At 41.4% G+C, this 21,811-nt stretch carries 16 protein-coding genes and 2 pseudogenes; 4 read left to right on the forward strand and 14 right to left on the reverse strand.

Translation table 11 applies throughout. The annotated features are described in order from the left end of the window. Positions 1-206: 206 nt before the first annotated feature. Positions 207-6,365: an alpha-L-fucosidase gene (locus D8804_RS07385; protein WP_125399325.1), complete on the forward strand. Its 6,159-nt coding sequence runs from the start codon at positions 207-209 to the stop codon at positions 6,363-6,365. A 194-nt stretch (positions 6,366-6,559) separates the two neighbouring features. Here D8804_RS07385 and D8804_RS10090 read toward each other — a convergent pair whose 3' ends face one another. From D8804_RS10090 to D8804_RS07405, 5 genes are all read right to left on the reverse strand, one after another. Continuing rightward, a complete protein-coding gene (locus D8804_RS10090) occupies positions 6,560-6,700 on the reverse strand; it encodes a hypothetical protein (protein WP_185758488.1) in 141 nt (46 codons plus the stop codon). Then, on the reverse strand, positions 6,693-7,055 hold the full coding sequence (locus D8804_RS07390; RefSeq protein ID WP_125399326.1) for a hypothetical protein: 363 nt from the start codon (positions 7,053-7,055) through the stop codon (positions 6,693-6,695). The genes D8804_RS10090 and D8804_RS07390 overlap by 8 nt, the downstream gene beginning before the upstream one ends. Next, positions 7,052-8,467 (reverse strand): Y-family DNA polymerase, encoded by a 1,416-nt coding sequence (locus D8804_RS07395; RefSeq protein ID WP_125399327.1) that lies wholly within the window; start codon positions 8,465-8,467, stop codon positions 7,052-7,054. The genes D8804_RS07390 and D8804_RS07395 overlap by 4 nt, the downstream gene beginning before the upstream one ends. A gap of 3 nt (positions 8,468-8,470) precedes the next feature. Continuing rightward, the gene (locus D8804_RS07400) at positions 8,471-9,157 is read right to left on the reverse strand and encodes an XRE family transcriptional regulator (RefSeq protein WP_125399328.1); all 687 of its coding nucleotides are present in this window, start codon (positions 9,155-9,157) and stop codon (positions 8,471-8,473) included. A gap of 262 nt (positions 9,158-9,419) precedes the next feature. After that, the gene (locus tag D8804_RS07405; RefSeq protein WP_125399338.1) at positions 9,420-9,932 is read right to left on the reverse strand and encodes a GNAT family N-acetyltransferase; all 513 of its coding nucleotides are present in this window, start codon (positions 9,930-9,932) and stop codon (positions 9,420-9,422) included. A gap of 146 nt (positions 9,933-10,078) precedes the next feature. On the opposite strand from D8804_RS07405, the pseudogene D8804_RS07410 reads away from it, so the two are divergent. After that, a pseudogene (locus D8804_RS07410) lies at positions 10,079-10,201 on the forward strand (site-specific integrase); the annotation flags it as partial. 249 nt (positions 10,202-10,450) lie between these two features. Here D8804_RS07410 and D8804_RS10460 read toward each other — a convergent pair. The 3 genes and pseudogenes from D8804_RS10460 to D8804_RS07425 all read right to left on the reverse strand — a co-directional run. Further along, positions 10,451-10,558: pseudogene (locus D8804_RS10460) on the reverse strand (30S ribosomal protein S9); the annotation flags it as partial. A 94-nt stretch (positions 10,559-10,652) separates the two neighbouring features. Continuing rightward, on the reverse strand, positions 10,653-11,600 hold the full coding sequence (locus D8804_RS07420) for an AEC family transporter (protein ID WP_125399329.1): 948 nt from the start codon (positions 11,598-11,600) through the stop codon (positions 10,653-10,655). A 77-nt stretch (positions 11,601-11,677) separates the two neighbouring features. Further along, complete coding sequence (locus tag D8804_RS07425) at positions 11,678-13,303, reverse strand: malolactic enzyme (RefSeq protein ID WP_125399330.1); 1,626 nt, start codon at positions 13,301-13,303, stop codon at positions 11,678-11,680. A gap of 359 nt (positions 13,304-13,662) precedes the next feature. On the opposite strand from D8804_RS07425, the gene D8804_RS07430 reads away from it, so the two are divergent. Both D8804_RS07430 and D8804_RS07435 read left to right on the forward strand, forming a co-directional pair. Further along, the gene (locus D8804_RS07430) at positions 13,663-14,013 is read left to right on the forward strand and encodes a helix-turn-helix domain-containing protein (RefSeq protein ID WP_125399339.1); all 351 of its coding nucleotides are present in this window, start codon (positions 13,663-13,665) and stop codon (positions 14,011-14,013) included. 127 nt (positions 14,014-14,140) lie between these two features. Next, entirely contained in the window at positions 14,141-15,019 is an 879-nt protein-coding gene (locus tag D8804_RS07435; protein ID WP_125399331.1) for a LysR family transcriptional regulator, read from the forward strand. 206 nt (positions 15,020-15,225) lie between these two features. Here D8804_RS07435 and rpsI read toward each other — a convergent pair whose 3' ends face one another. From rpsI to D8804_RS07465, 6 genes are all read right to left on the reverse strand, one after another. Beyond that, on the reverse strand, positions 15,226-15,618 hold the full coding sequence (gene rpsI / locus D8804_RS07440; RefSeq protein ID WP_000075973.1) for a 30S ribosomal protein S9: 393 nt from the start codon (positions 15,616-15,618) through the stop codon (positions 15,226-15,228). Positions 15,619-15,636: 18 nt separating this feature from the next. Then, positions 15,637-16,083: a 50S ribosomal protein L13 gene (gene rplM / locus D8804_RS07445; RefSeq protein WP_001044624.1), complete on the reverse strand. Its 447-nt coding sequence runs from the start codon at positions 16,081-16,083 to the stop codon at positions 15,637-15,639. Between the two features lie 211 nt (positions 16,084-16,294). Then, a complete protein-coding gene (locus tag D8804_RS07450; RefSeq protein WP_125399332.1) occupies positions 16,295-17,494 on the reverse strand; it encodes an ABC transporter permease in 1,200 nt (399 codons plus the stop codon). Continuing rightward, positions 17,491-18,384: an ABC transporter ATP-binding protein gene (locus D8804_RS07455; RefSeq protein ID WP_125399333.1), complete on the reverse strand. Its 894-nt coding sequence runs from the start codon at positions 18,382-18,384 to the stop codon at positions 17,491-17,493. Before D8804_RS07455 ends, D8804_RS07450 begins: the two co-directional genes overlap by 4 nt. 252 nt (positions 18,385-18,636) lie before the next feature. Continuing rightward, entirely contained in the window at positions 18,637-21,042 is a 2,406-nt protein-coding gene (gene pheT / locus D8804_RS07460; RefSeq protein ID WP_125399334.1) for a phenylalanine--tRNA ligase subunit beta, read from the reverse strand. A 231-nt stretch (positions 21,043-21,273) separates the two neighbouring features. Further along, positions 21,274-21,811: hypothetical protein (locus tag D8804_RS07465; RefSeq protein ID WP_125399335.1), on the reverse strand; the 538-nt coding region annotated here is incomplete at its 5' end.

Genomic DNA, 21,811 nt, shown 5'->3' on the forward strand with positions numbered 1-21,811 from the left:
TATATTTGTTATATTAAAAGTTTCCAGTCATTTTAAGGGAGAAATGACCTTTTAAATTTTTTTATCTTAAAATGAAAGCGCTTTATGCACAGGAGGTAAGGTGGCTTACAAATTATCAGAGAGTTTTTCCTTAAATCAAGTTGTAACCAAGTCAGACTTGGGCTCGGGCAGTAGCTGACTGCCTTTCTAAAAACTAGGAGTATATTATGAATCGATACCTTTTTGAAAAAGGGCAAACATTTAGCATTCGGAAGTTGACTGTAGGTGTGGCCTCTGTCATCGTGGGACTGGCATTTTTTGCTTCTGGAACCGTACGTGCAGACGAAACGTCTCCTGCCACGACATCCAATTTAGATCAGCAAATCAAACAAGTCGTAGATATAGAAGAGAACAAAGCTGAACCAGTCAAAGAAGAAGGTCGTGTAGAAACTGAAAAACAAGAAACACCTGCCGCCGATACCAACAGTGCTGACTTGCTCCCTGAAGACATTCAGGACCGTGCCTATCCAGACACATCTGTCAAAGAACTCGACACAAAGACTATCGTTGACCAGAAAGCTAGTCCAAAAGTAGAAACTAAGAGCATTCTAAAGGAGAAGGAAGAAACTCCAAAAGAAGCTGAGAACGGAAACCGTGCCATCATTAACGGTGGACAAGACCTCAAACATATCAACTACGAGGGACAACCCGCAACTGCTGCCACTATGGTCTACAGCATTTACAATGGTGGTTCTCAACGATACATCGTTTCTGGGTCTGGTATTTTTGTCGCGCCTAACGTTTTCTTGACTGTTGCTCATAACTTTTTAGATAAAGAAGGCCATGTTCGTGGCGGAGATTCTGCGCGCTTCTATTACAATCTAGGTTCCAACGCTCCTGTTAAGAATTCTCAGCCAAATTCAGGAAATACCACACTCTTCCAAGAGAAAGATATCCACTTCTGGAACAAAGAAGAGTTTAGCAAGGGATATCAAAATGACTTGGCGGCAGTTGTAGCACCTGTCCCTGTACAAATCGCAAGTCCAAATAAAGCAACAACTTTTGTGCCACTCGCTGAGCATAAGACATACAAAGCAGGGGATCCTGTCAGCACGATTGGTTATCCAACTGACTCAAGCTCAAAAGAACTCAAACAGCCTATCGTAGCTGGACAACTCTATAAAGCTGACGGCAAGGTAAAATCCGTTGATCCTTATGATGACAAGGGAGCTACTGGCATCACTTACCAAACAACTTCTGTATCTGGTTTATCTGGTGGTGGAATTATCAATGGTGATGGAAAAGTCATCGGCGTACACCAACACGGAACTGTTGACAACGGTGTCCCTGAGAAAGACCGCTTTGGTGGTGGACTTGTCCTCTCTCCTGAACAACTCAAATGGGTTAAAGATATCATTGACAAATATGGTGTCAAGGGCTGGTATCAAGGTGATAATGGCAAACGTTATTACTTTACACCCGAAGGTGAAATGCTTAGAAATAAGACAGCTGTCATCGGAGAAAATCAGTACTCCTTTGATGAGAGCGGTGTCGCTACTCTAGTCAAGGGAATTGATTACGGACGTGTCGTTATCCAGCACGTGGATGAAGCAGGCAATCCAGTCAAAGAAAATGATACTTTCTTAGACAAAACAGAAGTGGGAACTGGCTTTGACTATGATTTCAAGAAAGCAATCACTCCAACCGAATTCTACAAGCAAAATCTAGAAAAATACCAGATTCTTTCCATTGATGGGGTCGAGATTCAGAAGCAACTAAAAGATGAGTGGAACCACAATGTCGTTAGCAAGACAGCTCCTGGAACCCGTGTCATCAAGGTAGTCTATAAAGTCAACAAAGGTTCCTTCAAAGTTTACTACCGTCAAAAAGGAACAACTACTGAACTCGCTGAGGCGACAGTTGATAACAATGACGGTCAAGAGTACGACGTTTCCTTTGTCAACACCTTCCATGCAAGAGACATTGCTGGCTACCGTCCAGTCAAGACTAGCCTGGAAGCAACCATCCAGCAAAAAGGTGTGAATGAAGTCGTCTTTGAATACGAGCCAGTCGCTGATACAGCTAATCCAACGACTCCGACTCCTCCAGTTGCTCATCCTGAAGATAAAGAAACTGAGATTGGCAATCATGGACCTCTTCCAAGCAAGGCTCAACTCGATTACCACAAGGAAGAATTGGCAGCCTTCATCCACTACGGAATGAACACTTATACCAATTCTGAATGGGGAAATGGGAAAGAAGACCCTCGATATTTCAATCCAACCAACTTGGATACAGACCAATGGATTCGCACCCTGAAGGAAACCGGATTCAAACGGACCATTATGGTCGTTAAACACCACGACGGATTCGTTGCTTACCCATCTAAGTACACCAACCATACCGTAGCTGCTAGTCCATGGAAAGATGGAAAGGGTGACCTTCTCGAAGAAGTTTCCAAGTCTGCTAGCAAGTACGACATGAACATGGGTGTTTACTTGTCACCATGGGATGCCAACCATCCCAAATACCATGTTGCAACCGAAAAAGAATACAACCAATACTATCTCAACCAACTGAAAGAAATCCTTGGTAATCCGAAATACGGTAACAAAGGAAAATTCATCGAAGTTTGGATGGACGGTGCGCGTGGTAGCGGTGCCCAAAAAGTAACCTATACCTTTGATGAATGGTTCAAATACATCAAAGAAGCTGAAGGGGATATTGCCATCTTCTCTGCTCAGCCGACAAGCGTTCGCTGGATTGGAAATGAACGTGGTATCGCAGGTGACCCTGTATGGCATAAAGTGAAAAGAGCCAACATCACAGACGATGTGAAAAACGAATACCTCAACCATGGTGACCCAGATGGTGATATGTACTCTGTGGGGGAAGCTGACGTTTCGATCCGTTCTGGTTGGTTCTACCATGATAATCAACAGCCGAAATCACTCAAAGAGTTGATGGACATCTACTTCAAGTCTGTTGGTCGTGGAACCCCACTCCTTCTCAACATTCCACCAAATAAAGAAGGAAAATTTGCAGATGCGGATGTGGCTCGCTTGAAGGAATTCAAAGCAACCCTAGACCAAATGTATGCGACTGACTTTGCCAAAGGGGCCACTGTAACAGCAAGTTCTACTCGTCAGAACCACCTCTACAAGGAAAGTCACCTGACAGACGGTAAAGATGATACTAGCTGGGCGCTCTCAAATGATGCCACAACTGGTAGCTTTACAGTCGATTTAGGGCAAAAGAGACGCTTTGACGTTGTCGAACTCAAAGAAGACATCGCCAAAGGTCAACGTATCTCTGGTTTCAAGATTGAAGTTGAAATCAACGGACGCTGGGTGACTTACGGGGAAGGTTCAACGGTTGGTTACCGTCGCTTGATCCAAGGTAAACCTGTAGAAGCTCAAAAAATACGTGTGACCATCACAGGAGCACAAGCTACACCAATCTTGAACAACTTCTCTGTCTACAAAACGCCAAGTAGTATCGAAAAGACAGACGGCTACCCTCTTGGACTTGAATACCACTCAAATACAACAGCGGATACAGCCGGTACAACTTGGTACAATGAATCTGAAGGTGTTCGTGGCACTTCTATGTGGACCAACAAAAAAGATGCCAAAGTAAGCTATACCTTCACAGGGACCAAGGCCTATGTCGTCTCTACAGTCGACCCAGGTCATGGAGAAATGTCCGTCTACGTTGATGGACAAAAGGTTGCGGATGTGCAAACTAAGAATGCTAGCCGTAAACGTAGTCAAAAAGTCTTTGAAACAGGCGATTTAGCACCTGGCCAACATACCATTACCCTTGTTAATAAAACAGGTGAACCAATTGCTACAGAAGGGATCTACACCCTAAACAATGATAGCAAGGGAATGTTCGAACTCGAGTCTACTAACTATGAAGTCGAAAAAGGAAAACCAGTCACTGTTAAGATTAAACGTGTTGGTGGAAGTAAGGGAACTGCTACTGTTCGCTTCATCACGGAACCTGGAACTGGGGTTCACGGTAAGGTTTACCAAGATACAACTCAAGATGTGACTTTTGAAGATGGAGAAACAGAAAAGACTGTGACCATACCAACGATTGACTTTACAGAACAAGCCGACTCTGTCTTTGATTTCAAAGCCAAGCTCACTTCTGTTTCTGATGGTGCCTTGCTCGGTTTTGCTACCGATGCAACGATTCAGGTGATGAAGGCTGAATTGCTGATCAAGGATCAAACAAGCTATGATGACCAAGCTAGTCAGTTGGATTACAGTCCTGGCTGGAACCACGAAACCAATTCCGCAGACAAATACCAAAAGACGGAGTCTTGGGCTTCCTTTGGTCGCTTAACTGATGAGCAAAAGAAAAAGACAACTGTAACAGCTTACTTCTACGGTACTGGACTTGACATCAAGGGATTTGTAGATCCAGGTCACGGTATCTACAAGGTCTTCTTAGATGGTAAAGAAGTTCCTTACCAAGATGGCATGGGAAATGCTTCGACTATTGATGGTAAGAAATACTTTAGCGGTCATGCTGCCCAACGCCAAGGCAATCAAACTCTGGTTAGCCTAAAAGGTCTTGATGAAAACTTGCACGCAGTCACCCTTCAACTAGATCCTGATCGAAACGATTTGTCTCGAAACATCGGTATTCAGGTGGATCAATTCATCACTCGTGGTGAAGGAAGCGAACTCTACAGCAAAGAAGAGCTTCTCCAATCCATCACTAAATGGAAGGACGATTTGGCTAACTTTGACCCAACAGGATTGAAAAATACACCTGCTGCACGCCAAGCTTTCCAAGCAAATCTAGACAAATTGAGAAACCAACTCAGCGCTGAAACTGTAGATGCTCAGGATGTTATGTTGACAGTAAGTACTTTGCAAGATATTCTCAGCAAGGACGAAAACTACCAAAAACCTGGCGAAGAACCTAGTCCAGAACAGCCTGCTGAACCGAAACAGCCGGAAATCGAATACAATAAGGCCATGGCTAGCTTGACAGAAGCCATCGAGAAAAAAGTCGGTGAGCTTGGTTCTAACAATGAAGCTAAGAAGAAATTAATTGAACTTGCAAACCAAGCAATCGCTGCAATTCAAGAGGCCAAAACTCAAGAAGAAGTTAATAAAGCGCTAGAATCCGCTCTTGAACAAATTAGCAAGCTTGAAGCAGCTAAGCCTGAGAAGTCAGCTAAGCCTGAGAAGCCAGCTGAACCTGAGAAGCCAGCTGAACCAGAGAAACCGGCTGAACCTGAGAAACCAACTGAGCCTGAGAAACCGGCTGAACCTGAGAAACCAGCTGAACCTGAGAAACCGGCTGAACCTGAGAAACCAGCTCAACCTGAGAAACCGGCTGAACCTGAGAAACCAGCTCAACCTGAGAAACCNGCTCAACCTGAAAAACCGGCTGAACCGGAAAAACCAGCTGAGCCNGANAAACCAGCNCAACCTGAAAAACCGGCTGAACCTGAGAAACCGGCTGAACCGGAAAAACCAGCTGAGCCTGAAAAACCAGCTCAACCTGAAAAACCGATTACTTCTTCATCTCCTGAAGAAGGAGTTAAGAACCTTGTCTTTAAACTTCCAAGTTTGGAAATCGTCAATAAGGTAGTACCGTTCAAGACTATTCGTCGCGAAAACCCACAATTAGACAAAGGAAAAGAGCAAGTTCTATCAGAAGGTAAGGACGGTCTCTTAGTCGAGTATGTTGAAGTAGACGGTGACAAGCGCAAGGTTGTCCAAACGGAAACAACTCCAGCTCAAGATCGAGTTATTGAGGTAGGTAGCAAACAAAGTTCAGTAGGAACAGAGGCGCCACCTGTTGTGACCCTTCCTGAGCACCCTCTACCAGCTCAACCTGAAAAACCGATTACTTCTTCATCTCCTAAAGAAGGAGTTAAGAACCTTGTCTTTACACTTCCAAGTTTGGAAATTGTCACTAAGGCCGTGCCGTTCAAGACTATCCGTCGCGAAAACCCACAATTAGACAAAGGAAAAGAGCAAGTTCTATCAGAAGGCAAGGACGGTCTCTTAGTCGAGTATGTTGAAGTAGACGGTGACAAGCGCAAGGTTGTCCAAACGGAAACAACTCCAGCTCAAGAGCGAGTGATTGGGGTTGGCACTAAACAAAGTTCAGTAGGAACAGAGGCGCCACCTGTTGTGACTCTTCCTGAGTATGTCCTACCAATAGAGACTACTCCAGTCGTAACAGACAATTCACCAGCAAAAGATGAAAAAGTTCCTGTTACAACTACAGTTAAACAAGACAAGGAAAGACAACTCCCTGCAACTGGGGAACAAGAAGCAACTGCCTTCCTCTTCTTGGCAGCCATCACTTCTATCTTGTCTCTCCTCATCTTTCAAAAGAATTTCAAAGACTAATAACAATCTTTGATTGATTCTTTCCCATTATTTCAGTTCCCCCGTAGAGAAGACCATTTGGTCTTCTCTTTTTTATCAATGACAAGCAAAAAAACATCCATAAATTTATATGGATGTTTTAGTATAAAATTCTAAACTAAGTTTATCATTGAGGATAGGTATTTTCAAAGTCAACTACGATTTCAAGGAAATTGTCAGCAAAAACTATAAAGCTTTTTTCTTATATGACTATCTCTTGCGATGGAAGTTGCTCTTCTTCTCGTATCTTCAAAGCTGGTTGAGTTCAAGGGATAGTCCATCTGCAGTTTGTTTTCATGCATCTCTTTTCTAATCATCAATCTCCTCCTCCCACAGTTGAATTTCTAAAACATCTGCAACCTCTATCAGCCTATATCCCTCGTTTGTTCTAATAGATAAGGTTTTAGAGGACAACTCTTTCACTTCACCAATGATAGTGGTTTTCTGTTTCTTTTCCTTGACAACAAAACATCCCTTCAATTGACCAACATAAAGCTGAGAAAGCAAGAGTAGCTTCTCAACTGAATTCAAATTCGTCGAAAAATCAACACGTTTTTTTTCTTCACCAAGCGAGCTGGTATGTTCTGAGAGGAAAAAGCCCATCCACTTCTGCATCCCTGGATCTTGATAGTCACGCGCAGATGGAAAGGGTAAATAAGAACGATCAATCATTTTAGTCCATCTAATCCTCCAGCAGAATGCCCCCCAATCAGCTTGCTTCTAGCAAGACTCCTAGAGGCTTCTTCCAGTGCGTTGGCCTTTAAGAGGAAGGTAAAACCAAATTGTTCCCGAATGGAGTCAATGGCTGTCTGGAGCCTTTCTTCTTTTTCTAACTTGTCAACATCATCAAAGAGGGAGATCAAACCAAAAGACTCGTCCACAAATCCTGAATAGTTGACTCCGACACTTCTGACCGCTCCAGAAGTGTATTTATTATGAAATAGCTTCAAAACATAATCCGTTAAGATAGCTGTATTATTGGTCGGTTCGACCTTCATTTGTGTGTGAATAGACGACCTGACCTCCTGCTTAGAGAAACCAACATAGATAGAGACAAGGGTTGTTTTCTTGCCCGCCCTTCTCAGCCTAATAGCCACCTGCTCCGCCATTTCTCGAAGAATAATTTCGATATCCCGTAGCTTCACGTAGTCTCTCGGCAAGATTTGAGAATTGCCTAATCCCTGAGACTTGGCTTTATAAGGCCTGTGAACATTGCTCTCATCAATCCCATTAGCATGAAACCACAAACGCAGGCCAGCCTGACCCAGAGCCTTCTGTAGCTGGTCTGGATTACTGGTTGCCAATTCCTTGATGGAAAAAATCCCCAGATCATGCAAGCGTTTCTCCATCCGCCTGCCAATCCCCCAAAAGTCTGTCATCTTAGGAATGGCCCAGACTTTCTCTTCCACATCCTGATAAGACCAGTTTGCCCTCATGGTCGGGGTGTGCTTGGCCTCATTATCCAGAGCCAATTTAGCCAGTAAGGGATTGGCATTGGACATACCCACTGTAGAGTAGATCCCTGTCTGCCTCCAAATATCCCTCTGGATGCGAGCAGAAAGCAGATCCAGCTTGTCTTTGCGAGATAGACTCTTGTCTGGGATAAAATAGTTGAGCGAACTAGTCAGATCAATAAAGCCCTCATCGATAGAGTAGGGATAAATATCATCTGGACTACCATAATTTTGAAAGATTCGCTGGATTTCCATATTGACTGCTATGTATTCATCCATCCTAGGTGGCACGATCAGGGTCACTTGAGCCCAATCTTCGATGTAGCGAACATAGTCTAAGTCAGTAGGCAAGCCTTGCTTTCGAGCATTGTAATAGGAAAATTTGCGCGTTTTGATATCAAAAGGCAGATCATAGGCCCGGCCAACATTGGACTTACCAAAAATCTTCTTAAACATGGGAGAGGAAGCTAGGATAAGACCAGTAGAATTATCCGCGCGACTCATGACACAAAGCGAGGTCTTCAGCGGATGCAAGCCCCTTTTCACACACTCGACACTGGCATAAAAAGATTTCATATCGACAAAGGCAATATCACTTTTGGGCTCTCTGGAATAATCAAAGTAGCCCATAGGCTAACCCTCCATCGGCACAAAATTCCCAACGATAATCCCCACAATCCGAGGATCTTCTTCATAGGAGATGAAAATGTCCTTGTATTTAGGATTGATCGATACCAGACGCAAGCCATCTTCCTCCCGATAAACCCGTTTGATATAGGTCTGGTTGTTGCAGACCACTGCATAAACTGCTCCGTCATAGTCAAATCCCGTCTCTCGAATCAGAGCCACCGAACCATTTTGATATTTAGGCTCCATAGAGTCCCCAGCCACCCAGGACGCAAAATCATGGGCCAACTCCTCGTTAAAGTAGACCGTATCAAAATTCTGGTCATCGTAGACCGAAGTCCCAATCCCTGCTGACATGCGTTCGTAGACACGGTACTCATAGAGGCGCTCTGGCATGATCGTCACCTTCTGAGTTTGTTCCTCTTGAGCTAGGTTGCGAGCATAAAGCACAACCTTGTCCTTCCCTTGCTTGGAGAGGCTATTGTAGAGACGGACAATCTCAATCTGAGTAAAATACCCTCTTGCTACCTTTAAAATATTCTCTAGCTGGGCAACCTTCTCCTTGGATGGTTCCTTAATTCCACGTTCCCAAGCCGAGTAAGCCTGAAAACTAATCCCTAATTCCTCTGCAATTTCCTTCTGTGTCAATTTTAACTCTTTTCTCCGAGCCTTGAGTTTTTCTGGTTGGTACATGATTCACCCCCTAGTGTGATGTTTTATCGAGAATATCTCTCTTAGAAAAACAAATCGACGGTTGAGCTTACATCTCCAAAACTCAACCAATTAGGTTTAGTTTTATTATATAAAAAAAGTGGACGATTGTCCACTGGGAAAACCAAGTTTAAACAGCACCACTTATCTATTCTGAACAAAAAAGACATCCAAGAGTAAATTCTTGAATGTCTGGAAAGATTATAACTCCATTAACCTTTTCAATAGACTGGAATTGATGATATTATGGTCTCCTTATCTCAAATACTGCTGTATGAACCCACTCATTATGAATTTGTAAGTCATTTTCTATCATTCTACTAAAGGTGAAGCCATTTTTTAAAAGCACCCTCTGAGAGGCTAGATTACCCGTTGCCGTTCCTGCAATGATTCTATTGAAACCATAAGTCGTGAAGGCTTTTTCTAAAACGAGTTTAACCGCTTCGCTGGCATAACCTAAATTGCTAACATTTTCCCCAATCCTATACCCGAGTTCTGCTGTATTTCGATCACTCTCTAAGACACTTAAATTGATTCTCCCGACCATAACGCCTTGCGAATCTCTAATAAGATGCATATAGACATCACGATTCGTTTGTTCCGTTAACAATTCCCTTGTAATTTCTTTAAAACCTTCTAAATCAAAATAGTTAGCTGGTCTAGGAGGTAAATTTCGCTCAAAATACTCCCGATTTTCTTTTTCAAAAGCATATACATCTAGACTATTTTCTTCAGACAGCAACTCTAAACTTATCATTTCAAATCCTCTCCCATCATTATCTACATTCAACATTTTCTCATGTTTACACAAAGTGAAATCTACAGAATTTGAAGAGATTCTTTTGTTCTCTATATAGTTTCTACATTATAACACAAAATACTATGGATAAGCATAATATTCAAGGCGCCAGACCAGAAAAACGAGCTGGAGTGGCGCTTAAGGAAACTTCTGGAGCACTAACGCACAGCGATACAACTCAGATTTATGTCAATACTTCTAATGTAGACCCCCTATCTGCTGGATAGGGTAAATTTAGGGCAAACTTTTGTAGAAAGTACAGAAAAAAGCACCCATAAGGTAAACTTTTGAGTGCTTTGAAACGTTGATAGTATCGTATTGATTAACGTTTTGAGGCAACTGACTCTGTCAGGTTGCAACCACATTTGTAAGCGACTAAAGTCGCAACAACTGTGTCAATTGCACCAATTTAAGTATGAAAGTACAAAAAGAACACCCCGAAAGGTGCTCTTTGTAAGTATCGTAATTCTCTCGAATTAACGTTTACTAAATTGTGATGCTTTACGAGCTTTCTTAAGACCTGGTTTGGAAAGCGTGGGTTTCAGTTGGACTAAAAATAGCGTAATATCAAGGCTTTTCAAAACGATATCTACTGATTAATTTCATAAAATTTGAATCAATATTTTTTAAATAAGGAAATTTCTTAACGCAAAACTTTCAATCCTATCCTCTTCCTTCTTATCCTAATAAAGTTTGTAATATTGGAATAACAACGATAAATAGAACCGTACTTAGAGTCACCACATTCGTAGAGAATTCCACATCTCCTTTTCCCTGATTAGCAAGGATTGGGAGAACAGCCAGAGCTGGTGTAGCAGACTGAATCATAAAGGTCTTAAATTCTACTGTCGCCATATTTGGTGCAAAGAACTTCAATACAAGAAGCATGATTAGAGGAGCTAGGATAAAGCGTCCAACCAAAGTGACAATTGTATCTTTATCAAAAGCAATGGTATTCAAGCCCGCCTTTGCAAGAACGATACCAATATAAATCAGAGATAGGGGAGTGACGATATTCCCAACATAGGTTAAGGTATTCGTTGCGAAATCTGGAATAGAGATTCGAAGAATCAAAAATAGTAGAGCCACAAGAAAACCTACAAGCGGAGCTGGTAGCAATTTCTTCCAGTCAAATTTAGTTGTCTCCTTGCTTTGACCCGATTTACTGTCACTCGTCATCAAATACACGCCCAATGTCCAGGTGGAAATCGTGTTGGTGATATAGTAAATTAAGAAATAAGGCAGAGCCTGATCCCCAAAAATAGCAACGTTTAAAGGTAAACCAATAAAAATAGTATTGGCATTCACAAAGGTATTAATCATGGTCCCTCGACGTCCTGGACGGACCTTGAAAACCATAACTGCAATATAAGCTACGATGTAGCCCAAGATAAAGGCCACAAATGTATAAAGGAGACCTCCAGAAAGACTGATTAGTTTATCTAGTGTTAGGTATTTCATTACCGACACAAAGATTGATGCGGGCAAGGCTACATTCATGATTAAACGAGACAGGTTGGGACCAAAGGCATCTCCAAACCATCCCTTCACCTGAAGAATGTACCCCAAAACAATAATAGCGATAATCGGAATGATACTCGTAATCGAGGTTAAAAAGAGTGACATAGGTATCCTTTCTAAATTACTTAAGTCCACAGCCTATATAAATCTGTCGCTAGCGAAGGATAGACAGCAGCAATGAATTATTTATACTCTGGATACCACTTCAAATCACGAACTGCTTTAGCCATATCTGTTTCCTTAGCACGCGCAAGACCTTGCTCTTGCGCTTTTTTAGCGACTGCTTCCGCTACTTTAATAGAAACATCTGCTACATACTTGAATGGCGGCAAAACAGGAGCTCCTGGTTGGCCTGGATTGACAATACCACTCAATGAATGAGCCGCTGCTCCAATCATTTCATCAGTCAAAAGACTTGCTTCAGAAGCCAGCATACCTAGACCAAGACCTGGGTAAATCAAGGCATTATTGGCTTGACCAATCACATAGTCGACACCTTTATAAGAAACCGTATCAGCAGGAATTCCTGTTGCGACAAAAGCTTTGCCATCTGACCATTCAATCAAATCTTTGGCACTAGCTTCAGCTAGTTTGGTTGGATTTGACAAAGGGAAGATCATCGGACGCTCTGTATTTTCACACATAGCCTCTACTATTTCTTTAGTGAAGGTATTAGGCTGAGTAGAAGTTCCTACAAGAATGGTTGGCTTCACAGTCTTCACTACTTCAAGCAGGTCAGTCAACTTGTCTGCGTTACTAAAGTCAGCACGTTTCTTAGCAAACGTTTTTTGCTCAGGAGTTAGGTCATCCATGTCATCAAAGAGAAGACCTTGCTTATCAACCATAAAGAAACGTTTATAGCCTTCTTCTTCAGAAAGACCTTCACTCACCATTTCACGAAGAACACGAGAAGCAATTCCTGCACCCGCAGTACCACCACCATAGCAGAGATAAACTTGATCTGTTAATTTTTCACCACTAATATCCAGTGAACCAAAGATACCACCTAGGGTAACGATTCCTGTACCTTGAATATCATCATTAAAGGTCGGAATTTGTTTCCGGTATTTTTCAAGAATATTGGCAGCATTCGAGCGGCCGAAGTCTTCCCAGTGAAGGTAGAGTTTAGGAAAGAGACGCTCTGCCGTTTGAACAAATTGGTCAATAAAGTCGTAGTAACGATCTCCGCGGACCCGTTCGTGACGATTTCCTAAGTAATTAGGATTGTTACGAAGTTCTTCACGGTTAGTCCCTGCATCAATGACTAAAGGAAGAACCATCGAAGGATCGATTCCAGCAGCACCCGTATAGACCATCAATTTCCCGACAGAAATATCGACACCATTTGTTCCCCAGTCACCGATTCCAAGGATTCCTTCTGCATCTGTTACAACAATGAGACGAATCTCGCGATCCCCAGCAGCATTTTTCAAAGTGGCTTCAATATTTTCAGGATGATTGATATCAAGATATCCCGCATATTGTGGATCTACAAAGAGATCACTATAGCCTTCAATGGTATCTGCAATAGTTGGATCGTATACAATTGGATTGAATTCCTCCAAATGTTGAGAAAAGAGGTAATAGAAAAGAGTCCGGTTCGTGTTAAAAATTTCCATTAGGAAAAGACGCTTTTCCAAATCATTGGCTTTTGTTTGCATTTGTGCATAAGTTTGCGCCGCTTGTTCTTCAATCGTTTGAACATACGGTGGCAGTAAACCAATAAGGCCTAGTTCCTTCCGCTCCTCTAATGTAAAGGCAGTCCCTTTATTGAGGAAGGGGTTGTTTAAAATATCATGTGCAGTCATAGTGCAACCTCCTTTTTACTTCTATTATACCACTTAAAACGAATTGTTTGGAAAACTTTGTTGTTTGAAAAATACAATCGTGTACGCATATGTTATAATGAGTCTACGAGAACAATTTTCTAATAAGCTCTTTTATACTTAAAACACCATTATTAATGACACTTTAAGTTGTTCTATTTTATAAAGTTCTGAACTCATAAAACTCTCAATGATCACTCTTTACTAAAAGTTTCGAGTAAAAGAAACTAATCATACAAATTGGCAATCCGAATTAAAATAAATATTATATAAGTTTGTTATACAATACTTTGTATTTTTTAAGATGTTTTTTTGTCATGCAAAACTTGTATTCTATTTATATGACGAATAAAAACTATTTACAACAATATATTTCCCAAAAAGTGAAATATTTTCGAACACAGAAAAAAATGAGCCAGGAAGAACTTTCGGAACAAGCGGAGCTCGGGCTTAAGTATATCAATCAACTTGAAAACCAAAATGTGAATCTGACCATTCACAGTCTTGAAAAAGTGATTGTCGCCCTAGAGATGACCCCAGAGGAATTTTTCAATTTTGATAGCCTTGAATCAACCTCTGATAAGACCGACAATCTTTCACTCAAAAGAATCAACATGAAGATTAAACAGCTCCCTATTGATAAACGAGAAAAGATGTTAGTCATTTTTGAAAGTATCTTAGATAATCTTTGATATCCCTGACTCACTTACATTTTAACTGGTGAATACTCGTATAGTCAAATTGTGGGATACGGATAAAAATTATCTATCCGGTGATTTCCACTTATTTTCCTTCTCCAACTAATGAAAGTGAGCCCATATGAATTTAAAAGATCTACAATATTTTTATGACCTCTGCCAGCTTCAATCCTATACAGAAGTAGCAAAACAACATAAAGTCAGCCAACCATCTATTTCTTATGCCATCAAGCGCTTAGAGGAATCTTTTAATTGCAAATTGATTCACCATGATCCTTCACATCGCTCCTTTAAACTAACTAATCAAGGACAAATCCTTCTGAAGCATACAGAACTGATTTTACCTGAGGTCATTTCTACTCGCAAAGAAATTAATCGCTCTTTGGCGCATTGCTCTACTGTAGGATTCCCTCCGATTATCATTCAGTATCTTTTCTCTGTCTTAAATAAAGAAACTGAATTTGATTTTTTAAAAAAGGTACGTCCTATTCGTGGTGGATCCGTAGAGTTATTAAATCTTCTCCTCAAGGGAGACCTTGATGCAAGCCTACTCGGCTTGATTGAACCACTCAATCATCCTTCAATAGAGACACATGAACTCTTTCATAAAGAACTGTATGTCGTTTTATCTAAGAACCATCCTCTTGCTACTGCCCCTTCCCTTACTTTTGAAGACTTAGTAGATCAATCCTTTATACTTTTAGACGAACACTTTGTTCACCTGAAAGCTTTTGAACTACTTAATCAAAAGCATCAAAACAAGGCAGAAATATTCTTTAAGACTGACGACATTGTCATCATTAAAGAACTTTTAAAGAAAGGGATCGGCCTTAGTTTACTAGCTGATATCGCACTTTCTGATGAAGATGATGATTTAATAAAAATCCCTCTAATACCGGAGGACCAGATAACATTTACAGTTTATTACGCTTATCTCAAATCAGCTACACTGTCATCAGAAGTAGAAGCCTTATTTAATCTCATTAAATCATATGAATAGAAAAAACTCTAACTATCAACTACCTGATAGCTAGAGTTTTTTACATTATAGGTATTAGACTAAAGTACGAAGAAATAGGATATGATCGCCGAATTTTTCATTTACCTGATACCCTTCAAGGAGATTCCCAATTATAAATCTACAAAGTGTCGATAAAAAAGAACACCCCGAAAGGTGCTCTTTGTAAGTACAGTAATTCTTTCGAATTAACGTTTACTAAATTGTGATGCTTTACGAGCTTTCTTAAGACCTGGTTTCTTACGCTCAACTTTACGTGAGTCACGAGTAAGAAGTCCTGCGCGTTTCAATGAATCGCGGAAGTCTGGGTCTACTTGAAGAAGGGCACGAGCGATACCATGACGGATAGCTCCTGATTGACCAGCGTATCCACCACCTACAACGTTAACAAAAACGTCGTATGAACCTACAGTTGAAGTAACTGCGAATGGTTGGTTGATAACGAGACGAAGGTCAGCGTGTGGGATGTACTCTTCAACATCCTTTTTGTTAACAGTGATTTTACCAGTTCCTGGAACAAGGCGAACGCGTGCAACAGCGTTTTTACGACGTCCAGTACCTGCATATTGTGCTTGTGACATACTTTATTGTTCCTTTCCTTAGATAAGTCCTGAAATATCAAGAACTTCTGGTTGTTGTGCAGCGTGAGTGTGCTCAGCTCCAACAAATACTTTCAACTTCATACCTTGAGCGCGGCCAAGAGTATTGTGTGGAAGCATACCTTTAACTGATTTTTCGATCAAACGTACTGCATTTTTAGAACGAAGTTCACCAGCAGAGATTTGTTTCAATCCACCTGGGTGGTTTGAGTGAGTGTAGTAAATCTTATCAGTTGCTTTTTTACCAGTCAATTTAACTTTTTCAGCATTGATAACGATTACGAAGTCACCTGTATCAGTATGTGGTGTGAATGTTGGTTTGTTTTTTCCGCGAAGTACGCTAGCAACAACTGCTGAAAGGCGTCCAAGAGGTACATCAGTTGCGTCAACAACGTACCATTTGCGTTCTACTTGGCCTGGTTTAGCCATGAATGTAGTTTTGTTCATGATTTCTCCTATATGAATATCGTTTTTGTTTACAGGGCGGATGTTCCGGTCCGCGGGGTATTTGAAAGGTTCCGGGGCCTTACAAATGGGGTAAACAATACCGTCTACTATCATACCAAATTTTACTACTAAAAGTCAATAGATATGAAAAAATTTTTTTACCGATTTCGCTGTTTAACATCTAGAAAAACCTCGCTTTTGCGAGGCTCTCCTATTTGTAAGCTAAGGCACGTTTAAAGGTTTTCCAGATTCCCAAATCATCTGTCTGAAGGACTAGGCTGGCATACATACGTCCGATAAAGGCTGTTGCAGTTACTGCAAAAACAACCGTTATGGCAAGTGAAATCCAAGCTTCTAGACCACTTGCATACCCATTAATAGCTCTAAATGGCATAAAGAAGGTCGAGATGAAAGGAATATAGGAACCAATTTTCAGAACTAAATTGTCTCCTGCAGCACCTAGAGCGGTCACTCCAACGAATCCTGCGATAATCAAGATCATCAGTGGCGACAAGGCCTTTCCTGAATCCTCAGGGCGAGAAACCATAGAACCTAGGAAGGCTGCCAAAACAACGTACATAAAGAGACTAACCAATACAAACAATAAGGTATTGAGCGAGAAGGCATCTCCTAGATGATTTAAAATACCAGATTGAGCCAAGATTGGTAGGTCTTTAAAGAGAAGAATGGCAGCCAGCCCACCCACGACGTAAATGCCAATATGGGTCAAAATCACAAGAAGCAGAGCCAGCATGCGAGCATAGAAATAATGACTAGCTCGGATACTAGAGAAGACCACCTCCATGATTTTGGTTCCTTTCTCGCTAGCCACTTCCTGAGCAGTGACACTAGCATAGGTAATCAAAATCATATAAAGGAAGAAACCAAGCCCTGCGGCCGCAATGGTTTGAACAATTTTTTTGTTTTCCTTAGATTCATCAATCTTCTCAGTAAAGTCAACGGTTTGACTCAGGCGCTTTTCCTGCTCTTGGGACAAATTAGCCGCCGAGCGATTGAGTTGGTATTGCAGTTCATTTAGCTTATTGGTTACTGCTAGTTTAATGCCACTTTCAAGAGAAGTTTCACCGTGATAGACGGCCTTGATGACGCTGTCCTCTTGCTCAACGGTTAGGTAACCCTTGATTTTCTCATCCTTGATAGCAGCTTGGGCACTGGCTTCATCCTTATAATCAAAGTTGATACCATTAGTACCCTTGAGCCCTTCTTCCACAGATGGCACTGTTGTTACTACTGCTATCTTGCTATTCTTGGCCATAGAAGAATTTTGGAGATAGCCAATTCCTACAGATAAGGCTAAAAAGAGGAACGGCGAAATCACCATAAAGAAGAAACTCCACGACTTGACATGTCGAAGATAGGTTTCCTTCATTACAACCCACATATTTCTCATACTTCCACCCCTGATTCTAGTTTAAAGATTTCATCGATTGTTGGAGCTTGTTGGTCAAAGGTTGCGATGTATTGACCTTGAGTGAGGATTGGGAAGAGTTCCCTTCCAGCACTCTCATCATCGAGGATCAATTTCCAACTACCTTGCTTGGTCAAGCTAACCTGTTTGACATGAGGAAGTTTTTCCAATTCTTCCTTACTTCGTTCACTTGAAACAAAGAGACGTGTTTTCCCGTATTGATTGCGAACATCCTGAACAGGTCCATGCAAGACCACACGTCCATCACGAATCATCAGGATATCATCGCAAAGCTCCTCAACATTGGTCATGACATGGTCAGAAAAGATAATGGTCGCACCGCGCTCTTTCTCTTTCAAGATGACCTGTTTGAGCAACTCGGTATTGACTGGATCCAAACCACTAAAGGGCTCATCCAGGATAATCAAGTCTGGCTCATGGATTAGAGTGATAATCAGCTGAATTTTCTGCTGATTCCCTTTGGAGAGGCTCTTGATTTTGTCGGTCAATTTGCCCTTCACTTCCAATTTTTCCATCCATTGAGGGAGTTTTTCCTTGACCTCCTTAGCATCCATGCCCTTTAGAGTAGCCAAGTAGCGAACTTGCTCAAGGACTGTCAACTTGGGCATGAGACTGCGTTCCTCAGGCAGATAACCAATCCGAGCGTAGGTTTCCTGACGAATCTCCTGCCCATCCAGACTGATTTCTCCTTGATAGTCCAAAAATTTCAACATACTGTGGAAAATCGTTGTTTTCCCAGCACCATTTTTCCCGACCAGTCCCAAAATTCGTCCTGGACTTGCCTGAAAATCGACACCAAACAAGACTTGCTTGGAACCGAAACTTTTCTCTAGATTTCTTACTTCTAGCATTTTCCACCTCCGAAATATGTTGCACTTATTATACTCCTTTTTGATAGCCTTTACAAGGATTTATGTACATTTTTATCTTGTTCATCCTTTCCTTAAAAACTAAACTCTCTAAAGTTTTTGAGTACCCAAGTGATAGAACAATTATAGCCCATTAAAGTGCATACAAGAGCTTTTACTCCTCAATTGTCCATTTTTGATCCTGAACTGTCATTTTGAAAAGCAAAAATCCACCCCGAAGGATGGATTGATGGTTTAACGCACTTCTGCATTCACTTTTTCTTCAAGTGATGCTTGGATTTTTTCCATGTAGCGAGCTACTTCTTCATCGGTCAGGCTATCTTCTGGATTTTGGAAGGTCAAGCTATAGGCCATTGACTTCATGCCAAGTCCTAATTTTTCGCCTGAGAAGACGTCAAAGAGTTTGATATCTGTCAAACGTTTCACGCCTGCAGCTTGGATAGCGTCTACAACTTCTTGGTGAGTAACTTCTGCCTTGAGGAGAAGGGCAACATCACGACTAACTGCTGGGAATTTAGTAATTTCAACAAATGGAGCAGCAGGTTGAAGCGCAGCTTCGATGGCTGAAAGGTTGAGCTCAGCCACATACGTTTCTGGAATATCATAAGCCTTAGCAGTTACTGGATGCACTTGACCAAGGAAACCAAGAACTTGGTCACCGAGTGAAATGACTGCTGTACGGCCTGGGTGAAGGCTAGCAATCTCAGCTGTTGCTGTATAAGTTACTTCAAGTCCCAAGCGAGTAAAGAGCGCTTCAAGGATTCCCTTAGCATAGAAGAAATCAACTGGAACCGCTGCAGTTTGGAAATCTTTTTCTGCAACCAAGCCTGTCAATGCAAAGGCAAAGCTGTTGATTTCGTTTGGTAGGTCTTCTTTTGGATTGCCTGTTTGTTCAAAAACTTTTCCAATCTCGTAAAGAGCCAAGTTTTTGTTCTTACGAGCTACGTTGTAGGCAACTGTATCAAGGATACCAGAAATCATATTTTGACGGAGAACGGAGCGATCCACTGTCATTGGCCACATAAGTTCTGTAAGGTTACTTGGTTGAGCCGTGAACTCAACTGCTTTTTCTGGAGTTGTTAGAGCGTAGGTAATGATTTCTGTCAAACCTGCTCCTTCGGCAATAGTACGAACTTGACGACGAAGTTTTTGTGTCACTGTCAATTCCCCTGCTGTACCGTCATCTTTTGGAAGACTGGTTGGCAAGCGGTCGTAACCGTAGATACGAGCGATTTCTTCAAAGAGGTCTGCTTCGATGGTGATATCCCAACGACGACGTGGGACGCTGACTGTGAAGGCTTCCGCACTCCCTGAAAGACCAAAGCCAAGACGACGGAAAACGTCCTCTACATCAGTATAAGAAAGCTCAGTTCCAAGGACACGATTAACGTCGGCAAGAGTTGAAGAAACTTCCACATCAGAAGTATCAAGTTCACCAGCTGAAACAATACCCTTACGCACTGTTGCACCGGCAAGTTCGGCAATCATACTAGCTGCTGCATCAAGGGCTTCGTTAACAGTTGCCACATTGATTCCTTTTTCAAAGCGAGAAGAAGATTCTGAACGCAGATTAAGACGTCCACTAGTCTTACGAATTGATTTGCCATTGAAAACAGCTGCTTCAAGGACAACACGACTAGATTTTTCAGAGATTTCTGTAGCTTGGCCACCCATAACACCTGCAAGGGCTACTGGCTTGTCAGCCACAGTGATGACTAGGTCAGTTTCTGCAAGTTCACGTTCTTCACCGTCCAAGGTCACCAATTTTTCACCAGCACGCGCTTCACGCACACGGATGTCAGTCCCTTCAAAGGTATCCAAGTCAAAGGCATGCATAGGTTGACCAAAGTAAAGCAAGATATAGTTGGTTACGTCCACTACGTTGTTGATTGGACGGATACCTTCGTTCATAAGAAGATTTTGCAACCATTGTGGACTTGGTGCGATGGTCACATTGTCCAAGATACGGGCCGCATAGTAAGGTGCCTTGTCTGTGTCAATGCTGACAGAAAGGGCATCTGCCGCAGATTCATTTGTTTCTGTTAGAGTAAATTCTTTAAAATTGACTGCCTTGTCATAGATAGCTGCCACTTCATGAGCTACCCCACGCATAGAAAGGGCGTCTGCACGGTTTGGAGTGATTGAAAGTTCAATGACTTCATCATCCAAATCTAGATAAGAGAAGACTACCTCGCCTGGAACTGCATTTTCAGGCAAGATTTGGATACCATCTGCAAATTCCTTTGGTACAACGGAGTCAGAAATGCCTAGTTCACCAAGTGAACAAATCATTCCAAGTGACTCAAGACCGCGGATTTTCCCTTTTTTGATTTTGTAGTTGTCAGCGATACGAGCTCCCGGAAGTGCCACCATAACCTTGATACCAGCACGCACATTCGGAGCACCACAAACGATTTGACGGGCTTCTTCTTCGCCAACATTAACCTGACAAACATGGAGGTGAGTTTCTGGCACATCTTCGCAAGACAAGACCTCACCGACGACAATTTTTGAGAGACCAGCAGCAGGTGATTCGACACCTTCTACCTCGATCCCTGTGGTTGACATTTTTTCAGCCAACTCTTGTGATGGTACATCAATGTCCACCAACTCTTTTAACCATTTATAACTAACTAACATATGTAAGATACCAAGGGCTATGCTGAAATCTAGATGACTTTCCTAGATTTCTTTTGGCCCTCGTTTAGATCCTTTCATTTTGTGTTTTCCAGCCCGAGGCTGTCTTAGGAAGAGCTCTTATCTCTTACCATCTCTATAGAATAAAAGTTTTTAGCCACAACTCTGTGAACAAACTCTTTCTATAAAGTTACATTTAAATAGTAAAACTTAACTTCCCAATTAAGAACTATTTCATTCAACCTTCATAGAATGCTTAACTATTTTTTCACAACCACCTTGAATTAATTTTTTTAAATTTTGATAACCAGGATGATAAACAGCATAAAAACTAAGTTCAATATTTAAATCTGAGTTTTCTGAAATTTCTTCTATTAATTCTTCTATAAAAAAAATAAAATCTTTACGCTTACTCTTCGACAAAGCACCACAAACATATATATTTAACTTTTCTTCTTTTGAATCCTGGGACAATATTTCTAATTGTTCGATTAATTTTTTATACGATTGTTTTCTGTAGTCCTTTTTATTATCATCCTTTACTGCCGAAATTAAATTATCCATTACAGATTCGACAACATCAGAAAATAGATCAGTTACATATGATCCGTATAGATTCCTCCAAAATGTACTTGTTTTCATAGTTAAGAATCTTAAATGACGATCATTAATATTTGAATGATGAAATGAAGAAAAATTACTATCAGGGGATTGTTCTCTTTTAGCAGAGGGGTTTACCATAAGTATTATATTAGAAGGATTTATGTAGTCT

Source organism: Streptococcus oralis, from assembly GCF_003944215.1.
Taxonomy (GTDB): Bacteria; Bacillota; Bacilli; order Lactobacillales; family Streptococcaceae; genus Streptococcus; species Streptococcus oralis_BI.

Coding starts and splice junctions, on each gene's coding strand:
- D8804_RS10090 (WP_185758488.1), bottom strand. CDS start 6,700: ATGATTAGAAAAGAGATGCATGAAAACAAACTGCAGATGGACTATCCC.
- D8804_RS07390 (WP_125399326.1), bottom strand. CDS start 7,055: ATGATTGATCGTTCTTATTTACCCTTTCCATCTGCGCGTGACTATCAA.
- D8804_RS07395 (WP_125399327.1), bottom strand. CDS start 8,467: ATGGGCTACTTTGATTATTCCAGAGAGCCCAAAAGTGATATTGCCTTT.
- D8804_RS07400 (WP_125399328.1), bottom strand. CDS start 9,157: ATGTACCAACCAGAAAAACTCAAGGCTCGGAGAAAAGAGTTAAAATTG.
- D8804_RS07405 (WP_125399338.1), bottom strand. CDS start 9,932: ATGATAAGTTTAGAGTTGCTGTCTGAAGAAAATAGTCTAGATGTATAT.
- D8804_RS07420 (WP_125399329.1), bottom strand. CDS start 11,600: ATGTCACTCTTTTTAACCTCGATTACGAGTATCATTCCGATTATCGCT.
- D8804_RS07425 (WP_125399330.1), bottom strand. CDS start 13,303: ATGACTGCACATGATATTTTAAACAACCCCTTCCTCAATAAAGGGACT.
- D8804_RS07430 (WP_125399339.1), top strand. CDS start 13,663: ATGACGAATAAAAACTATTTACAACAATATATTTCCCAAAAAGTGAAA.
- D8804_RS07435 (WP_125399331.1), top strand. CDS start 14,141: ATGAATTTAAAAGATCTACAATATTTTTATGACCTCTGCCAGCTTCAA.
- rpsI (WP_000075973.1), bottom strand. CDS start 15,618: ATGTCACAAGCACAATATGCAGGTACTGGACGTCGTAAAAACGCTGTT.
- rplM (WP_001044624.1), bottom strand. CDS start 16,083: ATGAACAAAACTACATTCATGGCTAAACCAGGCCAAGTAGAACGCAAA.
- D8804_RS07450 (WP_125399332.1), bottom strand. CDS start 17,494: ATGAGAAATATGTGGGTTGTAATGAAGGAAACCTATCTTCGACATGTC.
- D8804_RS07455 (WP_125399333.1), bottom strand. CDS start 18,384: ATGCTAGAAGTAAGAAATCTAGAGAAAAGTTTCGGTTCCAAGCAAGTC.
- pheT (WP_125399334.1), bottom strand. CDS start 21,042: ATGTTAGTTAGTTATAAATGGTTAAAAGAGTTGGTGGACATTGATGTA.